The following is a 22,933-nucleotide window of genomic DNA, read 5'->3' on the forward strand; positions in this document are numbered from 1 at the left end:
TATTTTCATGCTTGCAAGGTTCTGCCCCGTCCGCTATAATGTGCTGTAATCCAGTTGGAGAGGATATGATTTCTGTGAACAGCATTACCATCATAACGAAAGCATTTTATTATCACAAGCAGCGTTAGCACTCCTGAATGAATTCAGGGAGGGCTAACGCTATTCGCGTTCTGACCTCCCTGCGATATACGAAACGCGCAGGACCACGGGGTCCGGCGCGTTTTTTTATTTGAAGACAAGAAAGAGGCCCTGCACCAATAGCTGGGCCGCTAATCCAAAGGAGCTGTCTGACGATGCAAAATGTTAAGGGAACTTATGATTTCTGGGGTAAAGAGCAGGCCCTGCGGCTGCAGGTCCAGGAGACGCTGCGCCGCTGCTTCGAGCTGTACGATTTCACGGCAATGGATACGGCGCTGCTCAACGAGCTTGAGCTGTTAACCTCCAAATACGCCGGAGGCGATGAGATCCTCAAGGAAATGTATCAGCTCTCCGATCAGGGCGGACGCAGGCTGGGGCTCCGTTATGATCTGACGATTCCGTTCGCCAAGGTGGTCGCGCTGCATCCCGGCATCGAGCTTCCGTTCCGCCGTTATGAAATGGGTAAAGTATTCCGCGACGGCCCCGTCAAGAAGGGAAGGCTGCGCGAGTTCCTGCAATGCGATGCCGATATCGCCGGGATTGCCGGCCCGCAGGCCGAGGCGGAGCTGATGCAGCTTGCGGTGCAGGTCTTTGGCGCGCTGGAAATCCCCGTGGTGCTGAAATGGAACAACCGTACCTTCCTCGGGGAGCTTCTTGAAGCGGTGGGTGTGCCCCCGGAAGAGCATCTCTCCGTCATGCTGACGCTCGACAAGCTGGCTAAGACCGGCACAGACGGTGTGCTGAACGAATTGGCCGCCAAAGGCTTGTCATCGGATGCCGTGCGCGGCATTGCCGGATTGCTGGCGCAGGAAAGCCCGGATTTCACCCGATTGACGGAAACCTTCGGGCTTGCCGGCAAGCCGGGAGCCCTGGAGGTATTGGAGTTGGAACGGTTGACCGCCACCCTCGGGCTCAGCGGCGTCTGCTCCTTCGATCCCTTCCTCTCGCGCGGGCTCTCCTTCTATACCGGAACGGTGTATGAAATCTTTGATGCCACCGGCAGCTACACCTCCAGCCTTGGCAGCGGCGGAAGGTACGATGCGATCATCGGCAAGCTGTCCGGCCGGGAGGATATTCCTTATCCCACGGTCGGTATCTCCTTCGGAATGGAGGCGATCATGGCGCTGCTCGGTGACCGCCCGCTTCCGGAGCCGAACGCCGCTGTGCTGATCGTTCCGCTGGGCGGCACGCTGCCGCAGGCGCTGCTGGCAGCCGCTGCGCTGCGGGAGGCGGGCATCCGCGCGGCACTGGAATCCGGCGGGCGCAAGCTCAAGAAGATTCTGGCCTCCGCCTCGGCCAGGGGCACCCGTTATGTCATGCTGATCGGTGAGGATGAAGCCGCGGAGGACAAGGTGCTGCTCAAGGATATGCGGGAGGGAACAGAAGAGCTGCTGCCTCTGGAGCAGGCAATCTGGCAGCTGGAGGCATGAATGCAGGACAAAAAATGGACCGGGGGAATATCGGCTGATTGGCCCTGTTCCCCGGTCCGCGTTCGCTGCATAATGAGTTAAGCTGCGTGCTCTTCAATCCTTTATTATTCTATATCTGGAGGAATCTATATGGCTATTTCTTATACCCTGAATCATCCGCTGGCTGCAGAGGATGCGGCGGATATCTTCCGCAGCGCCGGTCTCCGGCGGCCGGTGGATGATCTGGAGCGTATCGGCAGAATGCTGCAGCATGCCGACATTCTCGTGACCGCCTGGGACGGAGAACATCCGGTAGGACTCGCCCGTGCGATCACCGACTATGCCTATTGCTGCTATCTCTCCGATTTGGCGGTCCGCAAGGAATATCAGCGCCGGGGCATCGGCACGGAGCTGGTCGCCAGCCTGCGCGGGCATCTGGGCGAAGAGGCAATGCTGCTCCTGCTGTCTGCCCCTACAGCCATGGAATATTATCCCCGGCTCGGATTTCAGAAGCTGGCCAACGCCTTCGAAATCTCACGCCTCCGGTGATACCGGCGCAATTCTTCTGAACAAGAAGGATTCACCCCGCAAATATTCCCGCAGGAAGGCCAGGGCATAGGGCTGTTCTTCCTGCAGCCCCGGGATTTCCTCCGGATTGCCGGCATGATGGCTGTAATTCCCGATCATCACCATAATGAAAAAGCATTCCAGCTGCCGCACGGCATTCACCGGCAGCGTCCGTACCGACGCATACCCTTCTATGCACAGCTCCCGCTGCCGGGGAGACAAGCCCAGCAGCAAGGCAGCCAGGTCATAGAGGTAATAGCCGTAGCCGCATCTTCCGAAGTCAATCGGCATCAGCCGGCGGCCGTCTTCAATAATATTACCGGGATGCAGATCGCCATGGATCAGCCCGTAGCTGTCAGGTGATGGCGCAAGGGTAGCAAGCTCATCCCCTATTTGGGCGGCTGCATCCTGATACCAGCCCCATTCCGTCTCCGTAAGGAAGCCCGAATAGTGCTCCTTCAAGCGCTCCATTTCAAGCCCAAAGCTGCCCATTCCCCAGACCGGGCAGGTGAAGCCCGCCGGAGGGTCAAACGTTGCCGCCGCCTGATGCAGCTCTCCGGTCATCACGCCCAGCTCGGCTGCTTGCGCATCGGTAAGCGTATCACTGAGAAGCTCTCCCTCCACCCACCGGGTTACCGTCACCAGCGGCAGCTGCAGCTCCGCCCCGCCGGGCTGGATAACGGTTTCGCCCGAGACAGCGGCAAGACCGGTCGGGACAGGGAATTGCAGGGTCAGGCTTAAGGCGTCAAGCAGCTGCAATTCAGAGACCAGCTCCCCGGCACGGGCCTGCGCATTGTGGACCCGCAAGAGAAAGCTCCCCGCAGCCGCCGTCTCAATCTTGAAGGTAATGCTGTCCGAATAGCCCAGATAAATGATCTTGTCCCACTCCAGGCCGTAATGCGGCAAAGCGGCTGCAGCAGCCGCTCTGGCTTTATTCAATGTAGCGCTTCGTTGGTTATCTTCATTCATAGTATTCATTATTATCGCTCCGCTCCTTAAATTTGGGGGTTTAAGGCAGCAAAGCCCGGCGATATCCAGTGAAATCAGAGATTGCCGAACAGCAGCGGTTTCATTCAGGCTCTATGCAGGCAACCGCCGTCGCTAGATATGCACAGACTTTGCATAGAGCAGCCCATAAACCTTGTCACAGTCACAGGTATTCCTCCTTTGAATTTAGTTTCACTAACCGCAACATAAGTATTAACAGTATATAACAGCAGGCGGATTCCTGTATATCCGGTTTTTTGCGGTTTTGCGGCAAAAAAAGAACCCCGCCGGGCGCCGGCGGGGCTTCAATGTATATAATAAGGGGATATGAGTACAAGTATAATTCGCGAAGCTTAAATTAACCTGAAGCCCGGCTAAAGATTACCTTAAGGCGACGCTAAACTTTAAATTTCGCCACCAGCTCCTGCAGGGCCGCTGCACTTTGGGTATTCTCGTCGGCCATCGCTGCTTCCTGGAAGGTCTTCTCGACAATGTCCCCCGTCTTCTCGGCGATGTCCTGTACGCCGACAGCACCTTCGTTGACCGTAGCGGCGACTTCATGAACGGCCGTGCCGATGGCGGATACCGTTTCGCTCAGATGCTCCGCCGCAGAGCCGAAGCGGATCATCAGGTCATTGACCATGGCTGCATCGCTGTGATATTGCCGGCTGACTTCGATCAGCCGCTCATAATCGCTAAGCACATTGTGGTCGATGAACTGGAGCATCGCTTCCGAGTTCTCTTTCATCTGTTCCACGGAAGAATACACGTTATGAACGACCTCCTGAATCCCGCTGGCCGTCTTCGAGGACTGATCGGCCAGCTTGCGGATCTCGCTGGCCACCACCGCAAAGCCGCGGCCCGCTTCCCCGGCCCGTGCGGCTTCAATCGCCGCGTTCAGCGCCAGCAGTTGAGTCTGGCTGGTGATGGCAAGAATGGTGTCGGCCAAGGTATGAATATCGTTAATGGCCGCAGAACGGGCAATGGCCTGCTCCATATCGGTCCGCACCTCTTCGTACATCCGCTTGGCTTGCTCCGTCGAGGCGCCGGCGCTGTCCTGCAGGGACACGGCACGGTCCGTGATGCCTCCCGATACTGCCACTCCGGTCTGTGCCTGCTCCGTAATCAGCTGCACATGGCTGCCGATATCCTGGATCGCCGCCGTCATCTCCTCCGCCGAGGCCGCCGTCTCCTCCATGCCCGCCGAGAGCTGCTGGGCAGTCGCCGAGTTGTCATGCGCATTCTCGCGCACCTCAACCGACAGCTTCTCCAGCGTTTCCGCATTGTCCATCACCTTGCCGGAGATGGCCACAAGGCTTTCCGCCATCCCGCGCAGCACAGAGCGGGTATGGAACATCGCCCGCGCGATGGTGCCGGTCTCATCCTTGTTCTTCAGCAGCGGCTCATACTGCGGATCATAGACCAGATCCAGGTCCGCCGTCTTGTTGATCATCCCGGTCAGCTTAATGATCGGAGAAGAAATACGGTGGGCCACGAACAGCCCAATCAGCAGGGACAGCAGCACACAGCCGATTCCGAGCAGAACAATGTAACGGGTCATATCACTGACCGGTGCCATCACCTCATCGAGATCGCCGGTTAGCACGAGCGTCCATCGCGTTTCCGGGATCAGCTCGTACGCGGCTTTTTTCGTTTCGTTGTTATAGATGTACTCAATGTTGTCTGGCTCGACCGGCTCACCGGCCTTCACCCGCTCCACTACCTCTTTAATCTGCGCATTCTCGACCGGTAAGCCGATCTTCGTCTCGTCGGGATGATACAGCATATTGCCGGTTTCATCCACCAGATAGGCGTAAGAGGAAGGGGCGTTAGTGACTTTCGCATTGGCCAGGTGCTCGATCATTCCGCTGGCATTCACTGCCGAAGCGACAAAGCCGATCATCTTGCCTCCGCTCGTTACCGGATGGACAAAGGCCAGTACATAAGCTCCGGTCGACTTCGATTTCAGTGTCTCACTAATGACAGGTTCACCGGTTTCGAAAACCCGCTTGGCGTAATTTCGTTCGCTGAAATCGGTGCCTACGAGCTTGATATCGCTGTCGGCGACGGCTATTCCGTTCATATCTGCCACAAACATATGCTCAAGATTGCCTGCCTGCTCCACCAGTCTCTGCAGCTTGGCATTAAGCTCGGCCTGCAGCGGGTCGCCGCCGGCGATTCCGCCTTTTGCCGCCTTCAGCAGGAGCTCGGCAACCTCCGTCTCTTGTGCTACCAGGGCCATGCTTCTCTGTTCTTTGGAAATTACCGCTTGTATGGTGTCTGCTTTCCCCTTGTTCATCTCGGCCATAGCCGTTTCGGTCATATCCAGAATGGTCCCCGTGGATTTGTTGTACGTAAAAACACCCATGATCACCGTAGACAATAAGGTAACGGCAATCATTATTACAGACAGCTTCATCCGGATCTTCATCTTCTCCACGTCCTTCATTCTGATCTTCTGGGACTCATTCCTGTGTAAGGAATGTATCCATTGTCACAATAATATCGGTAAAAACCGGGTGTTTGTGAAGATTCCATGATGATTAGCTGAACATTTTGCGAAAAATATGTCGAAAACGATAGTTTCACTATGTCTATCGGCTCAGGTGATACGTGTTAACGAATGGCGACTTTGCTTATCTGCGCAAGCTGAAACGGTTAAGCTGTTATCAAGCAGGACAATAGCCGTTTCTGCGCGAAAAAGATAAGGCTGAATGATAGCCTGGAAGATTTGCTATCTTATTTTTCAAAAAAGGCAGGCGATACTGACATCGTCTGCCTTTTTTAGCGGTATGTGTTGGCTTCTTGCTAAGCCATGCTGTTGGCGATGCCGACCACAATCCAGGACAGGATCAGAATGACATTTCCCCAGAGCAGCAGCTTTTTGGGTGCGGCAAAGCCCTTCCATTCTCCGTCCTTCAGCCCCCATGCATTGCTGATAATCAGCGAGAGGCCGTTAAAGGCCAGCCAGCCTACAACCGAGCCGAGCGGTCCGAGCAGCGCTGTGGCCTTCGCGTAGAAGCCAAGGGCAAGATACCAGATCAGAGCGGTTGCCAGCGCTTTGACATAAGCCATAGCTGCCCCCTTGGCCACGTAGTCCCGGTAGGTACGATTCTTGATGAGCAGTACCAACGCATACACAAAGTTGGCGACAAAGCCGCCTGAAAGTGTAATTACCCAGGAAATAAGACTGGCGCTGATTCTCGGCGTCCCGGCGGCCACCGCGATATCAGCAGCTTCGCTGGCGTAAGAGAAGCCGATGTTCATCGCTGCTGAGCCAAGTCCGGCAACCGATGCGATGATCAAGCCTTTGGACAGGCCGCCGCCCGTGGCGCTCCCGGCCGAGGCGGCCGCGAGCATTTTTTCCTTCAGCAGCCCCGCCCGGGTTATAACCACCACACCGCCCAGCATAATCGCTGTGCCGATCAGCAGGACCGTAAATGAGCCGGCTGCGGGGATATTCCCGAAGATAAACAGCGGAATCAGTGAGCCCAGGGAAGCGGAAATCCCCATATTCACTCCGTATGTCAACGAGACCCCGATCGTATCAATCGCCTTGCCGAACATAATCGAGCTGATGCCCCAGATGAAGCCGCAGATGGACGCTGTCCACAGCACATCCCCCGGCGTCTGCTTAATGAAGCTGAAGAAGTCCGGGACTTCAATCCAGGTCCAGAGCACCGGGATCATCAGAATCCCGACCAGCGAGAAGATCGTCCAGAACGCTTCCCAGGAGAAAGGCTGATATTTCTTCATACCCAGTCCGAAGCTGCCCTGAAAGAAGCATGCCAGCAGCAACAGCAAAAATCCGTAAACCATGATGAATCCTCCTGCCCCTATATCACTGAATCTTCTAAATTACTATATCTATAAAAATCAAGCAGAGTAAGCTTTGCGTTATCCCTGCACATGATGATGATTATACATGAAATTTTTCAGTTTGTGCTGAAATTTGCGGGAATAAATGACAGCGTTCTCCTTATTTCAGAAAATCATAGATCCATACCACGCTTATGTTCAGAATTACCGCGCCTAACGATTCAAGTATCCGCCATAATGAAGAACCGCAGCGCTGGGCGCTGCGGTCGGGTTTTTGCGAAAGTAAAGGATCTCGGCTTATACGCCTTGCGGAAACAGCGCATCCAGCGCCGGACAAGGCCGTTTCTCCAAATAATCCTCCAGCGGCTTCGGCATATTGCTGTACATCTCATTCAGCGAGGTACCGCTGTAAATATTGCCGATAATGACCGGGTGGCAGAGCTCGGAGATCAGAATATCGCCATTGCCGTGCAGATGCAACTGCTTCATGCCCTCAATGCAATGCGGGAAATGCACACCAGGCTGCTCCTGGAAGCCCATGGCGTCCATAAAACGGTCCATGCAGGTGAAGTAAAGCGTGGTGTCCTCTTTTTTGCCGGAAATCAGTTCGTTCACTGCGTTCTTCAGCTGTTCGCGGGCGGCAATTGCCTTCCAGCCGGTGTGACCCATAATGATACTGTTCTGGATTTCATGCGTGCGCACGCCCATGGCATAGACATGCTCGCTGATTTCCTTCATATTATCCTGAGTCTCGTTGAACAGCAGCGTCTCCAGTACGACGTTCACACTGGTTTTGGCGAACATGGTGATGTTCTCCCGGATCTTCACGTACACGCTAGGATGGATATTGTAATAACGCGAGAATGCTTCCGCATCCGTAAAGTTGAAGGAAATATGTATGGTGGTCAGCCCGGCCTTCTCCAGCTGTGCGATCCGCTCCGCGTTCAGCAGACTGCCGTTCGAATTAAGCTGGGTCGCAATTCCCCGGGATGTGCAATAAGTAACGATGTCCAGACAATCCTGAAACTTCAGCGTCACTTCTCCCCCGGACAGACGCACTCGTTTCAGCCGCGGCAGCTCCTCCAGAATACGGATAACCTCCTGGCCGTTGATGCTTTGTCCGTCATTTCTATTATAGGCGCAGCAGTAATCGCAGCGGAAATTGCAGTTCGAGGTGACCCCGACCTCCAGCCCTTCCAGATCATAGGTCAGCGGCTTATCCAGCTCAAGCGCTTTATATTTTGTACTCATGCCCGTAATCCTCCTGAAAAAATAAAATAGTCTGCACAAGGCTTAACCTAAGCATTATAAAGGTTTACGCCGCGTGTTAATGTGACATTTGTCCGTCTGATACTACTGTATGCGCCCGAATAGCTCTACTACGACAGAATTTCAACAGCCGCAGGAACTTGAATACTCTCCCCCAGCAAGCTCGCGTGATGTCAGCCGTTGACGCAATTTAAAAAGACTGCCCATAGGCAGTCTTTTCTAGATAATGTGTTTATGGCCACAGCACTTTACACTTAGCGCTATATCATAAGCTCTTCCTTACAATGTAATGCTGGTATCACTTTCATGCTGTCTATCTTGCATCAAAGCCTATTGCAATTCCACCGATTTGCCCATTTCGCTCCATACCGGCTGTCCGATCAATCCGAGACGCCAGATCGCAATCCCCTTAAGACCATAGCGCTTGGCCAGGCCGATCTTGGCATTGACGGAGGTCTCATCCTCGCTGTACACCGAAATTCCGAGAATCAGCTTCTCCTTGGGCACCTGCTTCAGTGCAAGGCGGATGCCTTCATCCACCTTGTTCATCGGCTCCGGACGCGACTCATCCTCATAGGCATACGCCATCACCACCAGATCATCGGCGATCTGGGCGAGCGTCTTGTAATCATAGCCTTTGTAAGGGCCGTTCAGCGGATGTACAATCACAGTCAGCTTAAGACCTGCGGCCTTTGACTTCACAGACAGATTCCGCACAAAAGTATTAAACTGGGCCTGCACCGCAGCCTTGTCCCCGGTTAGTCCGAGACCTTCCAGATCAAGTCCGATGCCCTTGAAGCCCTTCTGCACCGCCAAGTCGACGATACTGGTAATCGTCTGCTGCTGCAGCGATAAATCCTCCAGGTTCTTGGTAAGCTCCAATTCCTTGTCCCCGGAATACACCATCAGGTAAGGAGTGGTTCCCCCGGCGTCGGCATTCTGCACGATCAGCTCGGGAGTCACCTCGCCGGCCGCTTCCGGCCACCAGAAGTCTGTGCTGGTTGTGGTGAATTGTCCGCTGCGGTCAATCCGGCTCCAGCCGAATGCTATCGCATCGAAGCCTGGAATAAGGGAGACTTCACTGTACGCCTTCTGCGCGTAGAAACCAAGCGTGTACAAATCTTTCTGCGGAGAGGTAATTGATACGGTCTTGGTCGCCTGATTCCAGGACACCGCAGCACCGAATTGTTCACTGAAGAATTTGAGCGGAACCATCGTCGTCCCGCGTACATTTTGCGGCGCTACCGCCAGCTTGACGGCTGTTCCGTTGACGGCTGCCGTGTTTTTGCCCAAAGTCAGTACCACCGTTTTGGTAACGCCGTTATCCGTTATGGTGGCCGTTATCTTCTTCGCGGCTTGATTCCACTGTACATTGATGCCCAGTGCTTCAGAGATGGCCCGGAATGGAACCATCGTCGTTCCGCTCATCATGGCCGGCTCTACCGGAAACGGCAGCGGATAGCCGTCCAGCACAATGCTGACGCCTCCGGCGGCATGAGTAGCCGGCACCGGCAATGCAGCCCATCCGCCGAGGGAAATGGCTGCACACAACAACAGTTTGGGTAAGCGTTTCATACTCTAAGGTCTCCAATCTGAAATGAAAGATGTAAGTGAATGGCCCGGCGGCCTTCTATCATTCTACCAAACCTGCTATTTATAGCAAATTAATAGATTGTTACTTTTAACCATACCGGACCGCAATCTCTCATTTCGGACAGGCAGCCAGATTACATGAATACGCTGAGAAAAGCGCCGACCGCCCGCTGCGCATCGACGTCGACGGCTACCTCAATATATTCGCCGACCTTGGGCTGCGGCCGCAGATCGGCAACAACCATGCCCGCCGTGAACTCGCCCTTCTGCTCTACCCGGACCTTCATCCGGCGGGTGGTCACAAGGTCCGGCTGGAGCGCGGCCATCAGGGCCAGCGGATCATGCAGCGGCGCCCCGTTCAGCACATAATTGGCTTCCCGGTAGAACTTGAAATAATGCCCCAGCGTTTGTTCCATGAATTTGATGACCGGCAGGTTGTCCGGTTTACCCAGCCGCTTCAGCAGTTCGATATGCTGCTCCGTAATCAGGGTCTTCAGCGTGACGTCCAGACCCACCATCAGGAGCGGAAATCCGGCGCTGAACACCCGGTCGGCAGCCTCCGGATCTCCCCAGATATTGGCTTCGGCCACCGGCGTTACATTGCCCGGATTGTAGACCGTTCCGCCCATGACACTCACCTTCTTCAGCTTGCCGGGGAGCGCCGGGTCCAGCTCAAGCGCCAGCGCCAGATTGGTCAGCCGGCCCAGCGTCACAAGGACCAGCTCGCCCGGCGCTTCATTCGCAAGCCGCACAATGAGCTCAGCCGAAGATTCGCTGACCGGCTGCTGGGCGGAAGGGGGAAGCAGGACACCCCCGATGCCGTTCATTCCATGCACATGGGGCGAGTAGATGCCCGGTTCGCGGACAAGGGCTTGGGACGCGCCCACCGCCACGGGAATTTCCCGCTCTGGCCGGGCCAGGGCCAGCAGCCGCAGTGTATTCTCCGCCGCCTGCTGCACATCGATATTGCCGAACCCGGTGGTAATGGCCTCCACACTTACCCCCGGCGCCCGCAAGGCATATAAAATCGCCAGAGCGTCGTCTATCCCGGTATCGCAATCTATAATCATTCGCGTATCTTCGTTGTTCATCTTCTCGTATCTCTCCCATTCTTCTCTATCTAACAGTATGCCTGGCATGTGGATCATCTTATCACGCTTGCCGACAAGGGCTCAAGAGGCCTGCCGCAGAAGCATGTTACATCAGCCGCTCTGTTCTGCTGCCTGCTTTCCATCAGCACCAGCCTGCCCCTATAATACGGAACCATTGGATTATGCCCATTCATGTACGCAGCAGGCCTCCAGGATTCTCTTCTGCCAAAAAAATCCGCCGCCCCTGTCTTATTGCAGGGTACGGCGGATGATACACGGCCTCTTCAGCAGGCTGCTCCTGCTCTTAGTCTACAGTATACGCCGCAGCCGCCCGGCCGAAGCGCTCCAGCGCCTCCGCCAGAATGGACCGCGGGCAGGCCAGATTAATCCGCAGGAAGCCCCGGCCTTCCTCGCCGAAGATAGAGCCTTCGGTAAAGGCGACCTTCGCTTCCCGGTACATCAGGCGCTTCAGCTCCTCCACATCGAGTCCCAGCGGACGGCAATCCACCCATAACAGATAGGTGCCTTCCGGCTGCATCACCTTGACTTGCGGAAGCTTCTCCTGAAGGAAGTGCGCTGCAAATTGCACATTGCCGGCTACATAAGTAAGCAGCTCGTCCAGCCATTCTCCGCCTTCATTATACGCAGCCTCCACCGCTTCATGGGCAAAGAAGGAAGCCGATTGCAGACTGAGCTGTTTCATCTTCCGGTCAAAGCTGCGCTTGATCTCCCGGTTCTTGGCCACGATGAACGAGGTCTGCAGCCCCGGAAGGTTAAACGTCTTCGTTGAAGCCAAGGCAGTCAGCGTAATTTCCGCCAGCTCACCCGATAATGAAGCGAACGGCGTATGCTTATGGCCCTGCAGGATGAGATCACAGTGGATTTCATCCGAGATGACCTTCACCCCGTAGCGCAGGCATAAATCGCCGAGCTTCCGCAGCTCGTCCGGCTCCCATACGCGCCCTCCCGGATTATGGGGATTGCAGAGCAGAAGCAGCCGGGCTCCGCCCTGCATCAGCTCCTCCAATCTGGCGTAATCCATCTCGTAACGTCCCTCTGTAAGAAGCAGCGGACTAAGAGCGGTCTTGCGCCCATTCGTCCGGATCACATCAAAGAACGGATAGTATACCGGCGGCTGGATGATGACCTCGCTTCCCGGTTCGCTGAACAGCTCCACCGCCAGACTCAGTGAGGTGACTACACCCGGAGAATCTGTAATCCATTCTTCCTGCAGCTTCCAGCCATGTCTTCCGGCGAACCAGCGGACAATAGCCTCTCTGTAAGATCCACTATCCGTGCTGTATCCGTAAATGCCGGCTTCGGCGCGGCGGACCAGCGCCTCCTTCACCGCAGGCGGACACTCAAAATCCATATCGGCTACCCAAAGCGGCAGCACTTCATCGCTCCCGTACAGCTTCTCGAGCTGATCCCATTTGAGGGAACGTGTGCCTAGCCGGTTCGTTACCCGGTCAAAATCATATTTCAAACTACTGCACCTCCAAGTGACCTTCCGGTTATATCCGCTTATTGTATCACAGGCGCCCGTTTCCTGCACCGCTACCCGGAAGCTTAACTGCCCAGCCGGAGCCGGTCCAAAGATTGGCCGAGCCGCAGCTCTTCCAGCGGCTTCAGCACATAATCCGCCACCGCCTGATCAAAGGCCCAAAGGGCATGCTGCTTGCTCCCGGTCACCACGATAATCTGGATCTGCGGAAGCTTTCGTTTGACCTGCTCGGCGACCAGAACCCCCTGGAGGTCCGGCAGCTGCAATTCCAGAAACAATACATCCGGCTGCAGACGGAGCAGGGTCTCGACCGCATCGCCGGGATGTGTAGACATGCCGATGACATGGACTCTCCCGGACTGCTGCAACATGGAAGAAAGCTTGTACAGATCCTTCTGGTTCACATCGAGTAAGAATGCTTTGATCATTTCCTCCCACCTCCCGCCGTAGAATCGAGCCGGACAGCAAGGCCCCTTTATAAAAAGGCTGTCCCCGCGCTTTTACACGCTTGGGGACAGCTCTTGTGGAATACGCCGCTTTACTTCAGCGCCGCCGGCAGCAAGCTGCGCAGATCCTCCATACTCACTACGAGATGAATATTGTCCATGGTCCGCAGCGAACCGGAGATAACTCCGGCAAGCTGCCCGTGCGCGTCGATCAGCGGTCCGCCGGACATGCCGCTGGCCACCTGGGACGAAGTCAGAATCCGGCTTCGCCCGTTGATCGGCGCATCAGGTGAATTGACAATCCCGGCTGTAATGATGCTGGTATTCTTCAGCGGATAACCCAGTGCAAATACCGCTTCCCCATATTCCAGCACTTCTTTGCGGATCTTGAGATAAGCATAGGCGCCGCCCTTCACTTTCGCCCCGGGTGCCGGCAGTTCGAGAACGGCAACATCCTTAAGCTCATCATATTTGGTTACCTTGATGGGGCTAATCACCGTCCCATCCGCCAGCACACCCTCCAGACGCTCCGCACCTTTAACCACATGATAAGCCGTCGCCGCCGTTCCCCCGGAGGACAGGATCACTCCCGTCCCCGTGGAGCTGGCAGTGCCGTCGCTTTTCAGCACCCGAAGATAGAACATGGCGTTCTCGGCCAGCCGGTAGGTCTGTTCGGCATTGTTGACGACAGGAGTATCGGCGCCGGCAGGACGCGTATACAGCAGCCCGGCGGAAGCCAAGGCCACCAGCAGGCACAGCGCCATCAGTTTATTTCTCATCCGCTAAATCTCCTTCATGTAAGACTTTATTTCTATTGCACCGCCGACATGATATCCTTGAACGCCCAGTGTGAAGCCGGAACGTCGGTGAAGCGGGCGGCTGCCGCAGGGAGCTTCTTGGTCCCTGCAATGCGGTTGATCAGCACGACTGCCTGGGCCCGGGTAATCGGGGCGTTCGGCTTGAACGTTCCATCCGGGAAGCCCTGGATATAACCTGCAGCGGTCAGTGCGTTCACATAAGCCTCGGACCAATGACCCTTGAGATCGCTTTGTTTCGCGGCTCCAGGCGTCTGAGTGTCGAGCTTAAGCATAACTGCAACGATTTTGGAGAACTCGGCGCGGGTCAAGCCCTTTTCACCGCCGAAGCCCCCGTCCGGATAACCTTCTACAATGCCAGCGGATGCAAAGAACGACGTAAGCGCCTCATGTTCCGCCGGAACATCATTGAACAGGCTCCCGAGGTCCACTTCCTCCATGTCGAGCAGCGGAGCAAGCGCCCCGATCGTTTCGAAGCGGGTAATGGTCGCATTCGGCTTAAAGAGGCCGTTCGGAGCAGCGGTCATATACTTGATCTCTGCGGAATTCTCCTTGAGATGGTATTGGGCATTCTCCACCTCGTACTGAATGGTAATTACCGTGTCGTCTTCACTTGTAATCATTTTGATCGTCATGCTGCGCGTAATCAGGAGCTCACCGGTGTACACCGTGCTCTTATCGGTTGGCGCGCTTCCGTCAGTCGTATAGTAAATCACTTGGCCTTCCGGTGCGCTAAGCTTGAGCTTGCTGCCCCGAGCGACCTTCAGCGGAGCTTCACTGTCGCCGATTTGCGTTACGGTTCCCGCAACGGCTGTAATGGCCGGTTCAGGCTGAGGCACTGGCACAAATCCGCCGCCACCGCCACCGCTGGCCTGAGGCGTCCAGGTTCCGCCGACCACGCTGCTGTATTCTTTGCCTTCGGCAATGGTGATTGCCTTGACCGTCGTCTGACCCTGCAGTTCAATCGGGCCGGTATACTTCAGCGACGTTTCTGTCGGAACCGATCCATCCAGGGTGTAGTAGATTATTCCTCCCGGCTCCGTCGTCTCCAGTACTACCGGCATAACGAGAATGTTCTCGCCGTTCATTGATTTAATCGTCGGCGCTGCCGCTGTTTGCGGATAGCGGAACGCAGGCTCGTTGACAGCAATCGTTCTGCTTATAGCTCCTGCTTGGACGGTCAGCTTGGCGGCTGAACCGTTTACTAGCGATCCTGCCCCGCCCTGAAAGACGGCTGCGGCCGGATCGGCACTCCAGGACAAGCCTGTACCCGTGCTCAAAGCAAAGTCAAAGTTCACCCGGTTAATCAGATCCTGTTGATCCAGAAGCACAGCAGCGGTGCTCAACAAGCCGGCATCCGTTCCTTTATAAGCGCTCAGGCCCGGATAGAAGGAGAACAACGCGGACCACTTGCTGCTGGCAAGAGCTTGCGGCACGATGCCTTTGGCCAGCTCAGCTGATGTCATAGCCACGGCTTCACCGGCAGCTCCGGCAACCGCTTGTCCGGATTCATTAAAGTATGCCGTCTTGTTCTTAAGCATCTGGGCCGCGAACACCGTATTGCTGATCGTGGCCTCTCCCGTCTTCTGTCCGGCAATGCCGCCGAAGAAGGCTTTACCCGGTGCGATGATACCGCCGATGCCTGCCTTGATTTCCCCGGTATTCAGAGAGGAAGCAATCAGACCTTCCTTGGCATAACCGGCGATGCCGCCCGCCCGGGCCAGTACAGTGCCAGCCGCCACAACGCGTCCGGCATTCTGGCTGTCGGTAATATCACCGGTATTAACACCGCTGATGCCGCCCGCAGCCGCTTCATTACCCGTTACACTTACATCCCCGTAGGAGACCGCTTCGGAAATATTGCCCTCGTTGTCACCCGCGATACCGCCGGCTGAGCTGTCTCCTTGAACGCTGCCGCCGAAACTGACCACGTTAAGGCTGCCGCTGTTCACACCGGCGACGCCGCCCGCAGCCGGGCCTGTAACGTTACCGTGAGCATCCGAGCTGCCAATTGTGCCTGTACTGATTCCTGCAATGCCCCCGGCTGCCTGCTCACTGCTGATAGTGTCGCCGGAATTGTTGGAATCCGTAATTTCGCCTTGGTTCACCCCGGCGATGCCGCCGGCCGTTTCCTGGCCAGCCACACTTCCGGTATAAGTCGAAGTGCTGATCACATTTTGGTTCACTCCCGCAATGCCTCCGGCATTCGTGCTGCCGGTAACCGCACCGCTTGCGCTCACCAGATTAATGGTACCGTTGTTGGTACCCGCAATTCCTCCTGCTGCCTGCAAGCCACCTACGCTGCTGGCCGACTTGGAGCCGGTAATGCTGCCTTCACTGGTTCCGGCGATACCGCCGGCGTTCGGAGCGCTAATGTAAGATCTGGATACATTGTTCCCGGAGTCACGGCTCTCCGAATCAGCGATGGCACCGGTGCTCTTACCGGAAATACCGCCTGCCGTCTCTTCACCTTCAACCGAACCGACGAAGGTTACACCGCTGATATCCGAGGTGTTGGTTCCGGCGATACCGCCGGCGTTCTTCCCGCCTGCTATGCTGCCTTGCGCGCCGGAAGCGGCAATGCTGCCATTGTTGATCCCGGCGATGCCGCCTGCATTAACGGCATCAGCTTCGAGCACGATTTCAATATCCTCTGCCTGAACATCGGTTAGCGAGCCGTCATTGACGCCTGCAGCGCCACCGGCGTTTTCAGCCGCATGTACCTTGCCGCTGAGCGTGATGCCGGAGAGGCTTGCACCGTTATGGTTGATACCCGCCGCCACTGCGGCATTCGTTCCGCCGGCAATTACGGCGTCAGCAAAGTTAATATTGCTGATCTGACCCTGATTCTCGGAAACAAAGCCCGCGAATTCCAGATCAGCGTTTTGGATACGAAGTCCGCTGATGGTATGTCCCTGTCCGTCAAAAGTGCCTGTGAAATCACTGAACGGAATCCAGGAAGCTCCTGCCAGATCGATATCCGCGCCGAGAAGCAGCGTAGTGATATTCAGCTTGTCAGTAGCCGTCCGGTTGTACAGCTGATAGTATGCTTCACCTGTCGGATTGTACATCATAGCCGCACCGCGCAATTGCTGCGGCGTGTTCAGCGTCACTGTGCCATCAAATGCACCGTCCATGAAGGAAGTGTCGTATTCGATGTTCCACAATCCCGAGTCCAGCGGATTGTACAGACCTGTTTGTTCTGCCACCACTGTACCGCCTGCATTATGGCCTGCCGCTGCAAGATCGCCTGTGAACCGGGCAGCCAGCACCTTCCCGTCACGGAAGTTGTAGCCGACCAGTGCCCCCTTGAAGGCATCGGCTCCTTGCACATTGTTTGTAATTGCCGCTACGTTCGCATATATGCCGGACAACGTTCCGTCGTTATACCCGGCAAAGCCGCCGATATAGGAACGGGTCGCGGATTTAATGCCTGTAGCTGAAATCTGGGACTGCAGCCCGTACGATCTTTCAATCAGGGCGCCGCGGTCTACGGAACCCGCGAAACCGCCGGTGCGGGTATCCAGACCCGTATTGATTACAACGCCTGAAGCATAGGAATCGCTAATTTCAAAATGATCAACCGATCCGGCAAATCCGCCGGTATAAGAGCCCAGCTTACCGCTGACCGTAACGGCTCCGGTAGCATAAGAGTTCTTGATCAATCCCTTGCTGGTGCTATTCTCGCCCAGAAGACCGGCGAATCCGCCTGTATAAATGGTATTGTCCTGATTGCTGTCCTTAATGTTCAACGGAATGCCTGCACGCGTGTAGGTAATCTTGACGTTATCGCCCATTCCCACTATGCCGCCTGCATGCGTTGCCGGCAGAAGATCCCCCAGAGTCAGCGCAGTTCCGACTGTTATGGCTTGTACGCCGGAAGCAGTGGCCTTGCTGTGGTGAATCTCGCCTTCCTCCGCCCAGCCGGCAATACCGCCGACATTATATACGATGCCGTTATCGGCGTTGATGCTTCCAGCTGCTGCCGCATCAACGATGATGCCGTTGCTGTAACCGGCAATGCCGCCGGCATTTACCGTCTTGCCGCTGCCGGCAGATATGTCTGCGGCCGAGGCTGAACGGTAAATGGATGCCTGATCGTTGCGGCCAGCCAATCCGCCGGCATACACATCCATTTGATTGTCTGTACCGAAAGCGCCGATGCTGCCGCCGGTTACCTCTGCGAGGTAAATCCCGTTGTACAGCGGGTAGGCCTTGCCGAAATCAAACCCTTGATTCAGATGATCCGAAGCCAGACTTCCGGCAATGCCGCCGGCCCATGCTTCCCCGCTCTTGCCCGTGGCCTGAAGCTCAGGCTGGGCTTTCACGTCATATACCACGCTGTTGCCTGCTTGTCCGGCGATCCCGCCGGCCATGACCGCTTCTCCCGCAGCCTGAATTGCACCTTGGTAAGAGCCGGCATTGAGCGCAGCCTGGGAGAGTTCGCCTGCAAGCCCGCCGATAACGGCCTGCATGCTGTCCGCTGTGCTTGCCAGGTTAAGGTTCCGGGCTGACAGCTGCTCCAGATCAAAGCTGCTGCTTCCGCTGCCGGCTGACAGCAGTGACAGTCCGCCAAGCGTACCTTCTTTGACGCCGACTACACCTCCCATAGTGCCGTTGCCGGTCAACTGTACCCCGGTTCCGGGAGCGTCCACCTGAATTCCGCTAAGCACGGTTCCGGCTGCTGCCTGGCCGATCACACCGCCCAGCACAGAATCCAGTCCGCGTGCTTCCACCGTTCCGTCCGTAAAGGACAGGCTCAGTGCGCTTGCCGTTCCGGAGCTATAGTAGCCGATTAATCCGCCAACCTTGCTCTCCATACCGGTTGCAGCGATTTTGTATGCAGAGGTTACATTCATCTCCAGACCGGTCACATTGCCGGACTGTGTGCCGATAACTCCGCCTACGATGGCTCCGTCCGCTGCGGACCCGATGCTGCCGTCCACAGCCGTGATGGCATAGGTGGAAGCGATGATGTCGCCGGTGTTGTCACCGATAATGCCTCCGGCAGTCCCTTCATTACCTACAGTTTCAATTCCGCCGCCGTTCAGGGTAAGGTTCAGCGCGGTGATCTCACCTGTGTTCTTGCCGATGATGCCGCCTACGGTGCCGCCGCTGATCTTTGCGCCATTCAGCAGCTTCACATCCACATTAGCCGCCTTACCGAGATTCAGACCGGCCAATGTTCCCGTAAACTTGTTGCCGCTGACAGCTACCGGCTCCAGCACCATGTGCTGCACAGCCCCTTGCTTCCCGATAACCCCGAACAGGCCGGAGTAAGTATATACAGGCTGCAACGTAAGTCCGTCGATCAGCTGATTGCCGCCGTCAAAAGTTCCTTGGAAGGCGTTCTCCTCACTGTCGCCGATTGGAACCCAAAGCTTCGATTGAATATGAATCGGGTTCAATACTGCGATGGTTCTGTCCGCGAAATTGAATTTGTCCACACCCGCAATTGTGCCGTTGACAATTGCCGCCAGTCCGGCCAGCTCGGCTTCGGATGTAATCTGGAAGGAAATCGCGTCCTTGTCTTTCATGTACCAGTTAATGTTCGCATTAACATTGTTTCCGGTTTCTCCGCCGGTATTGGCCTCGCGGTTAACCTCCGGATAACGGTAGGTTGCATTCAGCGAGCCATACTTCCAGGCACCGGTGAAATCCCAGCCGGACAGGCCCGGGAATTCCTCTCGGTCCTTCAAGGTCTCCGAGAGAATCGTGCTGAGGCGCACATGCACATTCAGCCACCGATGGTTGCCCTCGGCGAAATCAGGCAAGTCTTTATTAATATTCAGTGAAGCGTCTTTAATATAGTAGGATTTGTACAGCAGCTCTTTGCTGGAATTGTCATAACGTCCAGCGAATCCGCCGGCGTAGCTGCCCGAGACGGTATTGACTTCCGCCGCAGAGTATACGTTCGACACTTTACCGTTCGTGATCCGACCGATAAATCCCCCGGCATAGGAGTTGCCCTTGTTTGCCGAGACGGTCTTGGCCACATAAGAGTTCTTGATGTTGCCTGCGGCATGCTCGCCTACAAGACCTCCGACAATGGTATAGACGCCATCGGCTTTTACATTGGAAGCGGAGTAAGAAAGCTCAACCGTTCCGCCGTTGTTGCGGCCGATCAGCCCGCCCAGAAATACCGGCTGGCTGGATGTGCCTGTCGCCTTGCCCGTCACATCAATATCGACATAAGAGCCTTTGACCGTTCCGGCGTTTTCGCCTACAAGGCCTCCGCCCAGCGTTCCGGCTCCTTCAATCGTCAGATTGGCATTGGAATACGTATAATACAGCGTTCCGGATGCTGTATTCAATCCGGCCAGACCGCCGATGACCGAGTTAGCACCTTTGGAGCTGACCGGAAGCTTATCGGTAATACTGTTGTTGGCGATCAGGCTGCGGTTCTCGCCGACCATTCCGCCGACCGTCGCCAACGGTGCGGTTACCGCAACCGTTCCCAGCGTGCGGGTATTCTGCATGGTGCTGACCGCAATAGCCGGATTCAGCACCGGATCGCTGGACTGTGCATCATTCAGACCGGCGATTCCACCGATGACCGAGGACGCTGCACCGGCATTTGCCTTCAGGGCAAGCCCGGTCAAATATGTGTTAACAATGATGGCGGAAGAACTGCTGCGGTTATAGCCTGCAATCCCGCCGGCTGTAGCTCTCGGTCCATTCAGCACCATGTTGATGCCTGTGCCGACAAGCTTGTCCAGTGTAGACTCTTCGTTATAGCCTACGAGTCCGCCGACGTATGTGTCTTCGGCATCTGCTTCAACCAGGAGATAAAGATTCTCCAGATTCTCCGTTTTAGTGTCACCAGTGATAACCGTATTCTGCAGCGCTCCGGCAAGTCCGCCGGCCTTCACCTTGTCGGCTTGCACGATGATCATCGCTTGCAGCGGAGTCACCGCATTCACTTCCGGCACTGTAATATCCGTCGCGAGCGCGGAGCCAACAATGGCTCCGGCAGCCGTATCCGCACCGGATGCGGTAATCAGGTTAGTCTCATCCACAACATTCAGGATGGGCTTCGAGATAACCGCCCGCATACCGCTGCCTTCCGAATGCCCGGCGATCCCGCCGGCTTCGGCGCCGGTGCCACTGGCCTCAATGGACAGACGGTTCACGACTGCGTCGATCAGCATTCCTGTATTAGTCCCGGCATAGCCGCCCACCCGGTTGTTTGCGCCTTGCGCGGCAATCGTCACGTTCTCCGCAACGTTATGCGGCACTACAGCCTGGTTGAGGCCCAGCAATCCGCCGGCCTGAACCGAATTTCCTGTTGTACCAATCTCCAGCATGTTGACATGCGCATAGATTTGAGCTGTCGCATTGCTTCCGACTGCACCGCCAAAGCTTGTGCTGTCAGCCTGCACCTCCACCCGGATATCCTGCACTTCGAGTGGAGCTGCCGCTGTCCCTGCCAATACATTGTCCGCCAGCTTGCCGGCAGCTCCGCCCATCGTATAGCCGCTTGTTCCGGCTTCCGTGAGGAATGCTGTCCGGCTAACCCGGCCCTCCGTCAGCAGGAGCGACTTCTCGTTCAATCCCACAAGGCCGCCGTAAGTGACATCGTTCTGGCCGGCCGCTTTGAAGATAACAGTAGCATAATCTTCCGAATCGGCATCGCCGGAAGTTACGCCGGTGACAGTACCCTGCGCGTTACCGGCGATCCCGCCGACTACGCCGCCAGCTGCAGTAGCCTGCAGCGTCAGATCCTGCACCTGGGCACCGCTCAGGGTGCCGTCCAGATAACCGGCGATTCCGCCGATGGTTCCATCTGCACTAATGGAAGCATGGGCTTCAGCTGTATTCCCCGCCGCAGCGCCGGCAATGGTGCCGCCTGCTTCGTATCCGGCAATCCCGCCGGAATATACGCCGGTTGTACCGGCAGCGTTCAAGCTGCCCTTGAAGGACACGCCGCCGAGCGATCCGCCGACATCATAACCGACGATCCCGCCCGTGTACACTCGGCTACCGCCGGTTACCTGCAGCTCGCCAGTATGGGTATATGCTGCAGATTCCGGCAGTACCAATCCCGCAGGGGTATAACCGGCAATCCCGCCGGTATAAATATTTTGCGTGCCCGATGCGGAAATGGTTACGGCATTGTTGTAGTCCGCCCTCCAAGTGAACCGGGTAACGGAATATCCGGCAATCCCGCCGGTATATACATCAGTGCCCCCATAATTGGTTACCGGAGCCGTATTGGCAAAATCAATCTGAATATCCGGAATGATTGCATTTCCAACCGCTCCCATAAGTGCGCCGGCAGCTGACAATGCCGCTGCGGGCGACGAAATGGTTACCGCGCCCTGGTTGCTGGTTGCATTAGAGAAGATGATTGAAGCATCAGCTTGGCCGACAATCCCGCCGGCAACCGCCTTAGCTCCATCATTGACGTTGACACTGCCGCTGTTGACAATCGGCGTGTTCTCGTCATTCATGGACAACGCGCCGCTGACACGGCCGGCGATACCTCCGGCATACAAGGCGGAATCCGCTGAGCCTTGGGCCAGCAAATTGCCGGCGTTGCCGACTTTCTTCACTATACTGCCCCGGGAATCCACATAGCCGATAATACCGCCGACTTCGCCGGTACCATTGACGGTGACATCACCGTTATTAAAAGAGTTCGAAATCATGCCTTCGCCCATTCCGACAATTCCGCCTGCATGAGCCGGATAAGGAGCTGCGTTAACTGTGATATCAAGGTTATTCGTAATGTCAAATACAATACTGCTGCCGCTCATTTTACCTACGGCAGACCCGGCATAAACGTCGTACGTAACGCCTGTTACTGACAGCGAACCTGTGTCGGTGAACGTCAGACGGCCTACTGTACCGCCTTCCATATTCCCTACCAGACCCTGATAGGAAACATTCGGAACGACCTTCATCCCCGAAATTGTAATGATCGCACCCTTCTCGGTAATAAGCGTACCTCTAAAGGGATGCTCCCCTGTCCCTATGGGAACCCAGGTAAACTCCGACAGGTCTAAATCCCGGGTGATTTCCAGAATCTTACCCTTCAGCCCGTCGTCCATTCCTTCATTAACTAGCTTGGCCACACCTGCCAGCATCTTCTCGTCATTAATCTTGAAGGTATCGTAGGTGGAATCATACCAGCCTGTCTCGGCTGCGCCCGACCACGTCTGCGGATCGGCCTTGGCGATGATTCCCCCGGCAACACCAGCAATGGCAATGACGGCCAGCGCGATTAAATATCCTATTAAAGCCTTCCGCTTTGAAGCCATGATGACACCACCCCAGGAAATTTGTGAAGCTC

At 55.9% G+C, this 22,933-nt stretch carries 12 protein-coding genes; 2 read left to right on the top strand and 10 right to left on the bottom strand.

Annotated features, from left to right (window positions below):
* Positions 1 to 293: 293 nt before the first annotated feature.
* Together F1379_RS04705 and F1379_RS04710 are read left to right on the top strand one after the other, a co-directional pair.
* A complete protein-coding gene (locus tag F1379_RS04705; protein ID WP_150266898.1) occupies positions 294 to 1,568 on the top strand; it encodes a histidine--tRNA ligase in 1,275 nt (424 codons plus the stop codon).
* A 129-nt stretch (positions 1,569 to 1,697) separates the two neighbouring features.
* The gene (locus tag F1379_RS04710; protein WP_150266900.1) at positions 1,698 to 2,096 is read left to right on the top strand and encodes a GNAT family N-acetyltransferase; all 399 of its coding nucleotides are present in this window, start codon (positions 1,698 to 1,700) and stop codon (positions 2,094 to 2,096) included.
* Here the strand turns inward: F1379_RS04710 and F1379_RS04715 are convergent.
* The 10 genes from F1379_RS04715 to F1379_RS04760 form a co-directional block, all read right to left on the bottom strand.
* On the bottom strand, positions 2,082 to 3,092 hold the full coding sequence (locus F1379_RS04715; RefSeq protein ID WP_150266902.1) for a phosphotransferase enzyme family protein: 1,011 nt from the start codon (positions 3,090 to 3,092) through the stop codon (positions 2,082 to 2,084). The two genes, F1379_RS04710 and F1379_RS04715, sit on opposite strands and share 15 nt — an antisense overlap.
* Before the next feature lie 406 nt (positions 3,093 to 3,498).
* On the bottom strand, positions 3,499 to 5,550 hold the full coding sequence (locus tag F1379_RS04720) for a methyl-accepting chemotaxis protein (protein ID WP_239004555.1): 2,052 nt from the start codon (positions 5,548 to 5,550) through the stop codon (positions 3,499 to 3,501).
* A 359-nt stretch (positions 5,551 to 5,909) separates the two neighbouring features.
* The gene (locus F1379_RS04725; protein ID WP_150266904.1) at positions 5,910 to 6,920 is read right to left on the bottom strand and encodes an L-rhamnose/proton symporter RhaT; all 1,011 of its coding nucleotides are present in this window, start codon (positions 6,918 to 6,920) and stop codon (positions 5,910 to 5,912) included.
* A gap of 297 nt (positions 6,921 to 7,217) precedes the next feature.
* Positions 7,218 to 8,171, bottom strand: a complete 954-nt coding sequence (locus tag F1379_RS04730) for a radical SAM protein (protein ID WP_150266906.1) — start codon at positions 8,169 to 8,171, stop codon at positions 7,218 to 7,220.
* A gap of 348 nt (positions 8,172 to 8,519) precedes the next feature.
* On the bottom strand, positions 8,520 to 9,764 hold the full coding sequence (locus F1379_RS04735; RefSeq protein ID WP_150266908.1) for a stalk domain-containing protein: 1,245 nt from the start codon (positions 9,762 to 9,764) through the stop codon (positions 8,520 to 8,522).
* 152 nt (positions 9,765 to 9,916) lie between these two features.
* Positions 9,917 to 10,873, bottom strand: coding sequence for a nucleoside hydrolase (locus tag F1379_RS04740; RefSeq protein WP_150266910.1), 957 nt, complete (start codon positions 10,871 to 10,873; stop codon positions 9,917 to 9,919).
* 304 nt (positions 10,874 to 11,177) lie between these two features.
* Positions 11,178 to 12,359 (bottom strand): MalY/PatB family protein, encoded by a 1,182-nt coding sequence (locus F1379_RS04745; protein ID WP_150266912.1) that lies wholly within the window; start codon positions 12,357 to 12,359, stop codon positions 11,178 to 11,180.
* 83 nt (positions 12,360 to 12,442) lie between these two features.
* The gene (locus F1379_RS04750) at positions 12,443 to 12,805 is read right to left on the bottom strand and encodes a LytR/AlgR family response regulator transcription factor (RefSeq protein ID WP_150266914.1); all 363 of its coding nucleotides are present in this window, start codon (positions 12,803 to 12,805) and stop codon (positions 12,443 to 12,445) included.
* Between the two features lie 110 nt (positions 12,806 to 12,915).
* Positions 12,916 to 13,602, bottom strand: a complete 687-nt coding sequence (locus F1379_RS04755; RefSeq protein WP_150266916.1) for a S1 family peptidase — start codon at positions 13,600 to 13,602, stop codon at positions 12,916 to 12,918.
* Positions 13,603 to 13,634: 32 nt separating this feature from the next.
* Positions 13,635 to 22,901: a chitobiase/beta-hexosaminidase C-terminal domain-containing protein gene (locus tag F1379_RS04760; RefSeq protein ID WP_150266918.1), complete on the bottom strand. Its 9,267-nt coding sequence runs from the start codon at positions 22,899 to 22,901 to the stop codon at positions 13,635 to 13,637.
* Positions 22,902 to 22,933 lie beyond the last annotated feature (32 nt).

The organism is Paenibacillus tepidiphilus, from assembly GCF_008635795.1.
GTDB lineage: Bacteria > Bacillota > Bacilli > Paenibacillales > Paenibacillaceae > Paenibacillus_AQ > Paenibacillus_AQ tepidiphilus.

Excerpts from the sequence above, each read along its gene's own strand:
- F1379_RS04740 (WP_150266910.1), bottom strand. The coding sequence starts at position 10,873 with ATGAACAACGAAGATACGCGAATGATTATAGATTGCGATACCGGGATA.
- F1379_RS04760 (WP_150266918.1), bottom strand. The coding sequence starts at position 22,901 with ATGGCTTCAAAGCGGAAGGCTTTAATAGGATATTTAATCGCGCTGGCC.
- F1379_RS04720 (WP_239004555.1), bottom strand. The coding sequence starts at position 5,550 with ATGAAGGACGTGGAGAAGATGAAGATCCGGATGAAGCTGTCTGTAATA.
- F1379_RS04730 (WP_150266906.1), bottom strand. The coding sequence starts at position 8,171 with ATGAGTACAAAATATAAAGCGCTTGAGCTGGATAAGCCGCTGACCTAT.
- F1379_RS04715 (WP_150266902.1), bottom strand. The coding sequence starts at position 3,092 with ATGAATACTATGAATGAAGATAACCAACGAAGCGCTACATTGAATAAA.
- F1379_RS04725 (WP_150266904.1), bottom strand. The coding sequence starts at position 6,920 with ATGGTTTACGGATTTTTGCTGTTGCTGCTGGCATGCTTCTTTCAGGGC.
- F1379_RS04710 (WP_150266900.1), top strand. The coding sequence starts at position 1,698 with ATGGCTATTTCTTATACCCTGAATCATCCGCTGGCTGCAGAGGATGCG.
- F1379_RS04750 (WP_150266914.1), bottom strand. The coding sequence starts at position 12,805 with ATGATCAAAGCATTCTTACTCGATGTGAACCAGAAGGATCTGTACAAG.
- F1379_RS04735 (WP_150266908.1), bottom strand. The coding sequence starts at position 9,764 with ATGAAACGCTTACCCAAACTGTTGTTGTGTGCAGCCATTTCCCTCGGC.
- F1379_RS04755 (WP_150266916.1), bottom strand. The coding sequence starts at position 13,602 with ATGAGAAATAAACTGATGGCGCTGTGCCTGCTGGTGGCCTTGGCTTCC.
- F1379_RS04705 (WP_150266898.1), top strand. The coding sequence starts at position 294 with ATGCAAAATGTTAAGGGAACTTATGATTTCTGGGGTAAAGAGCAGGCC.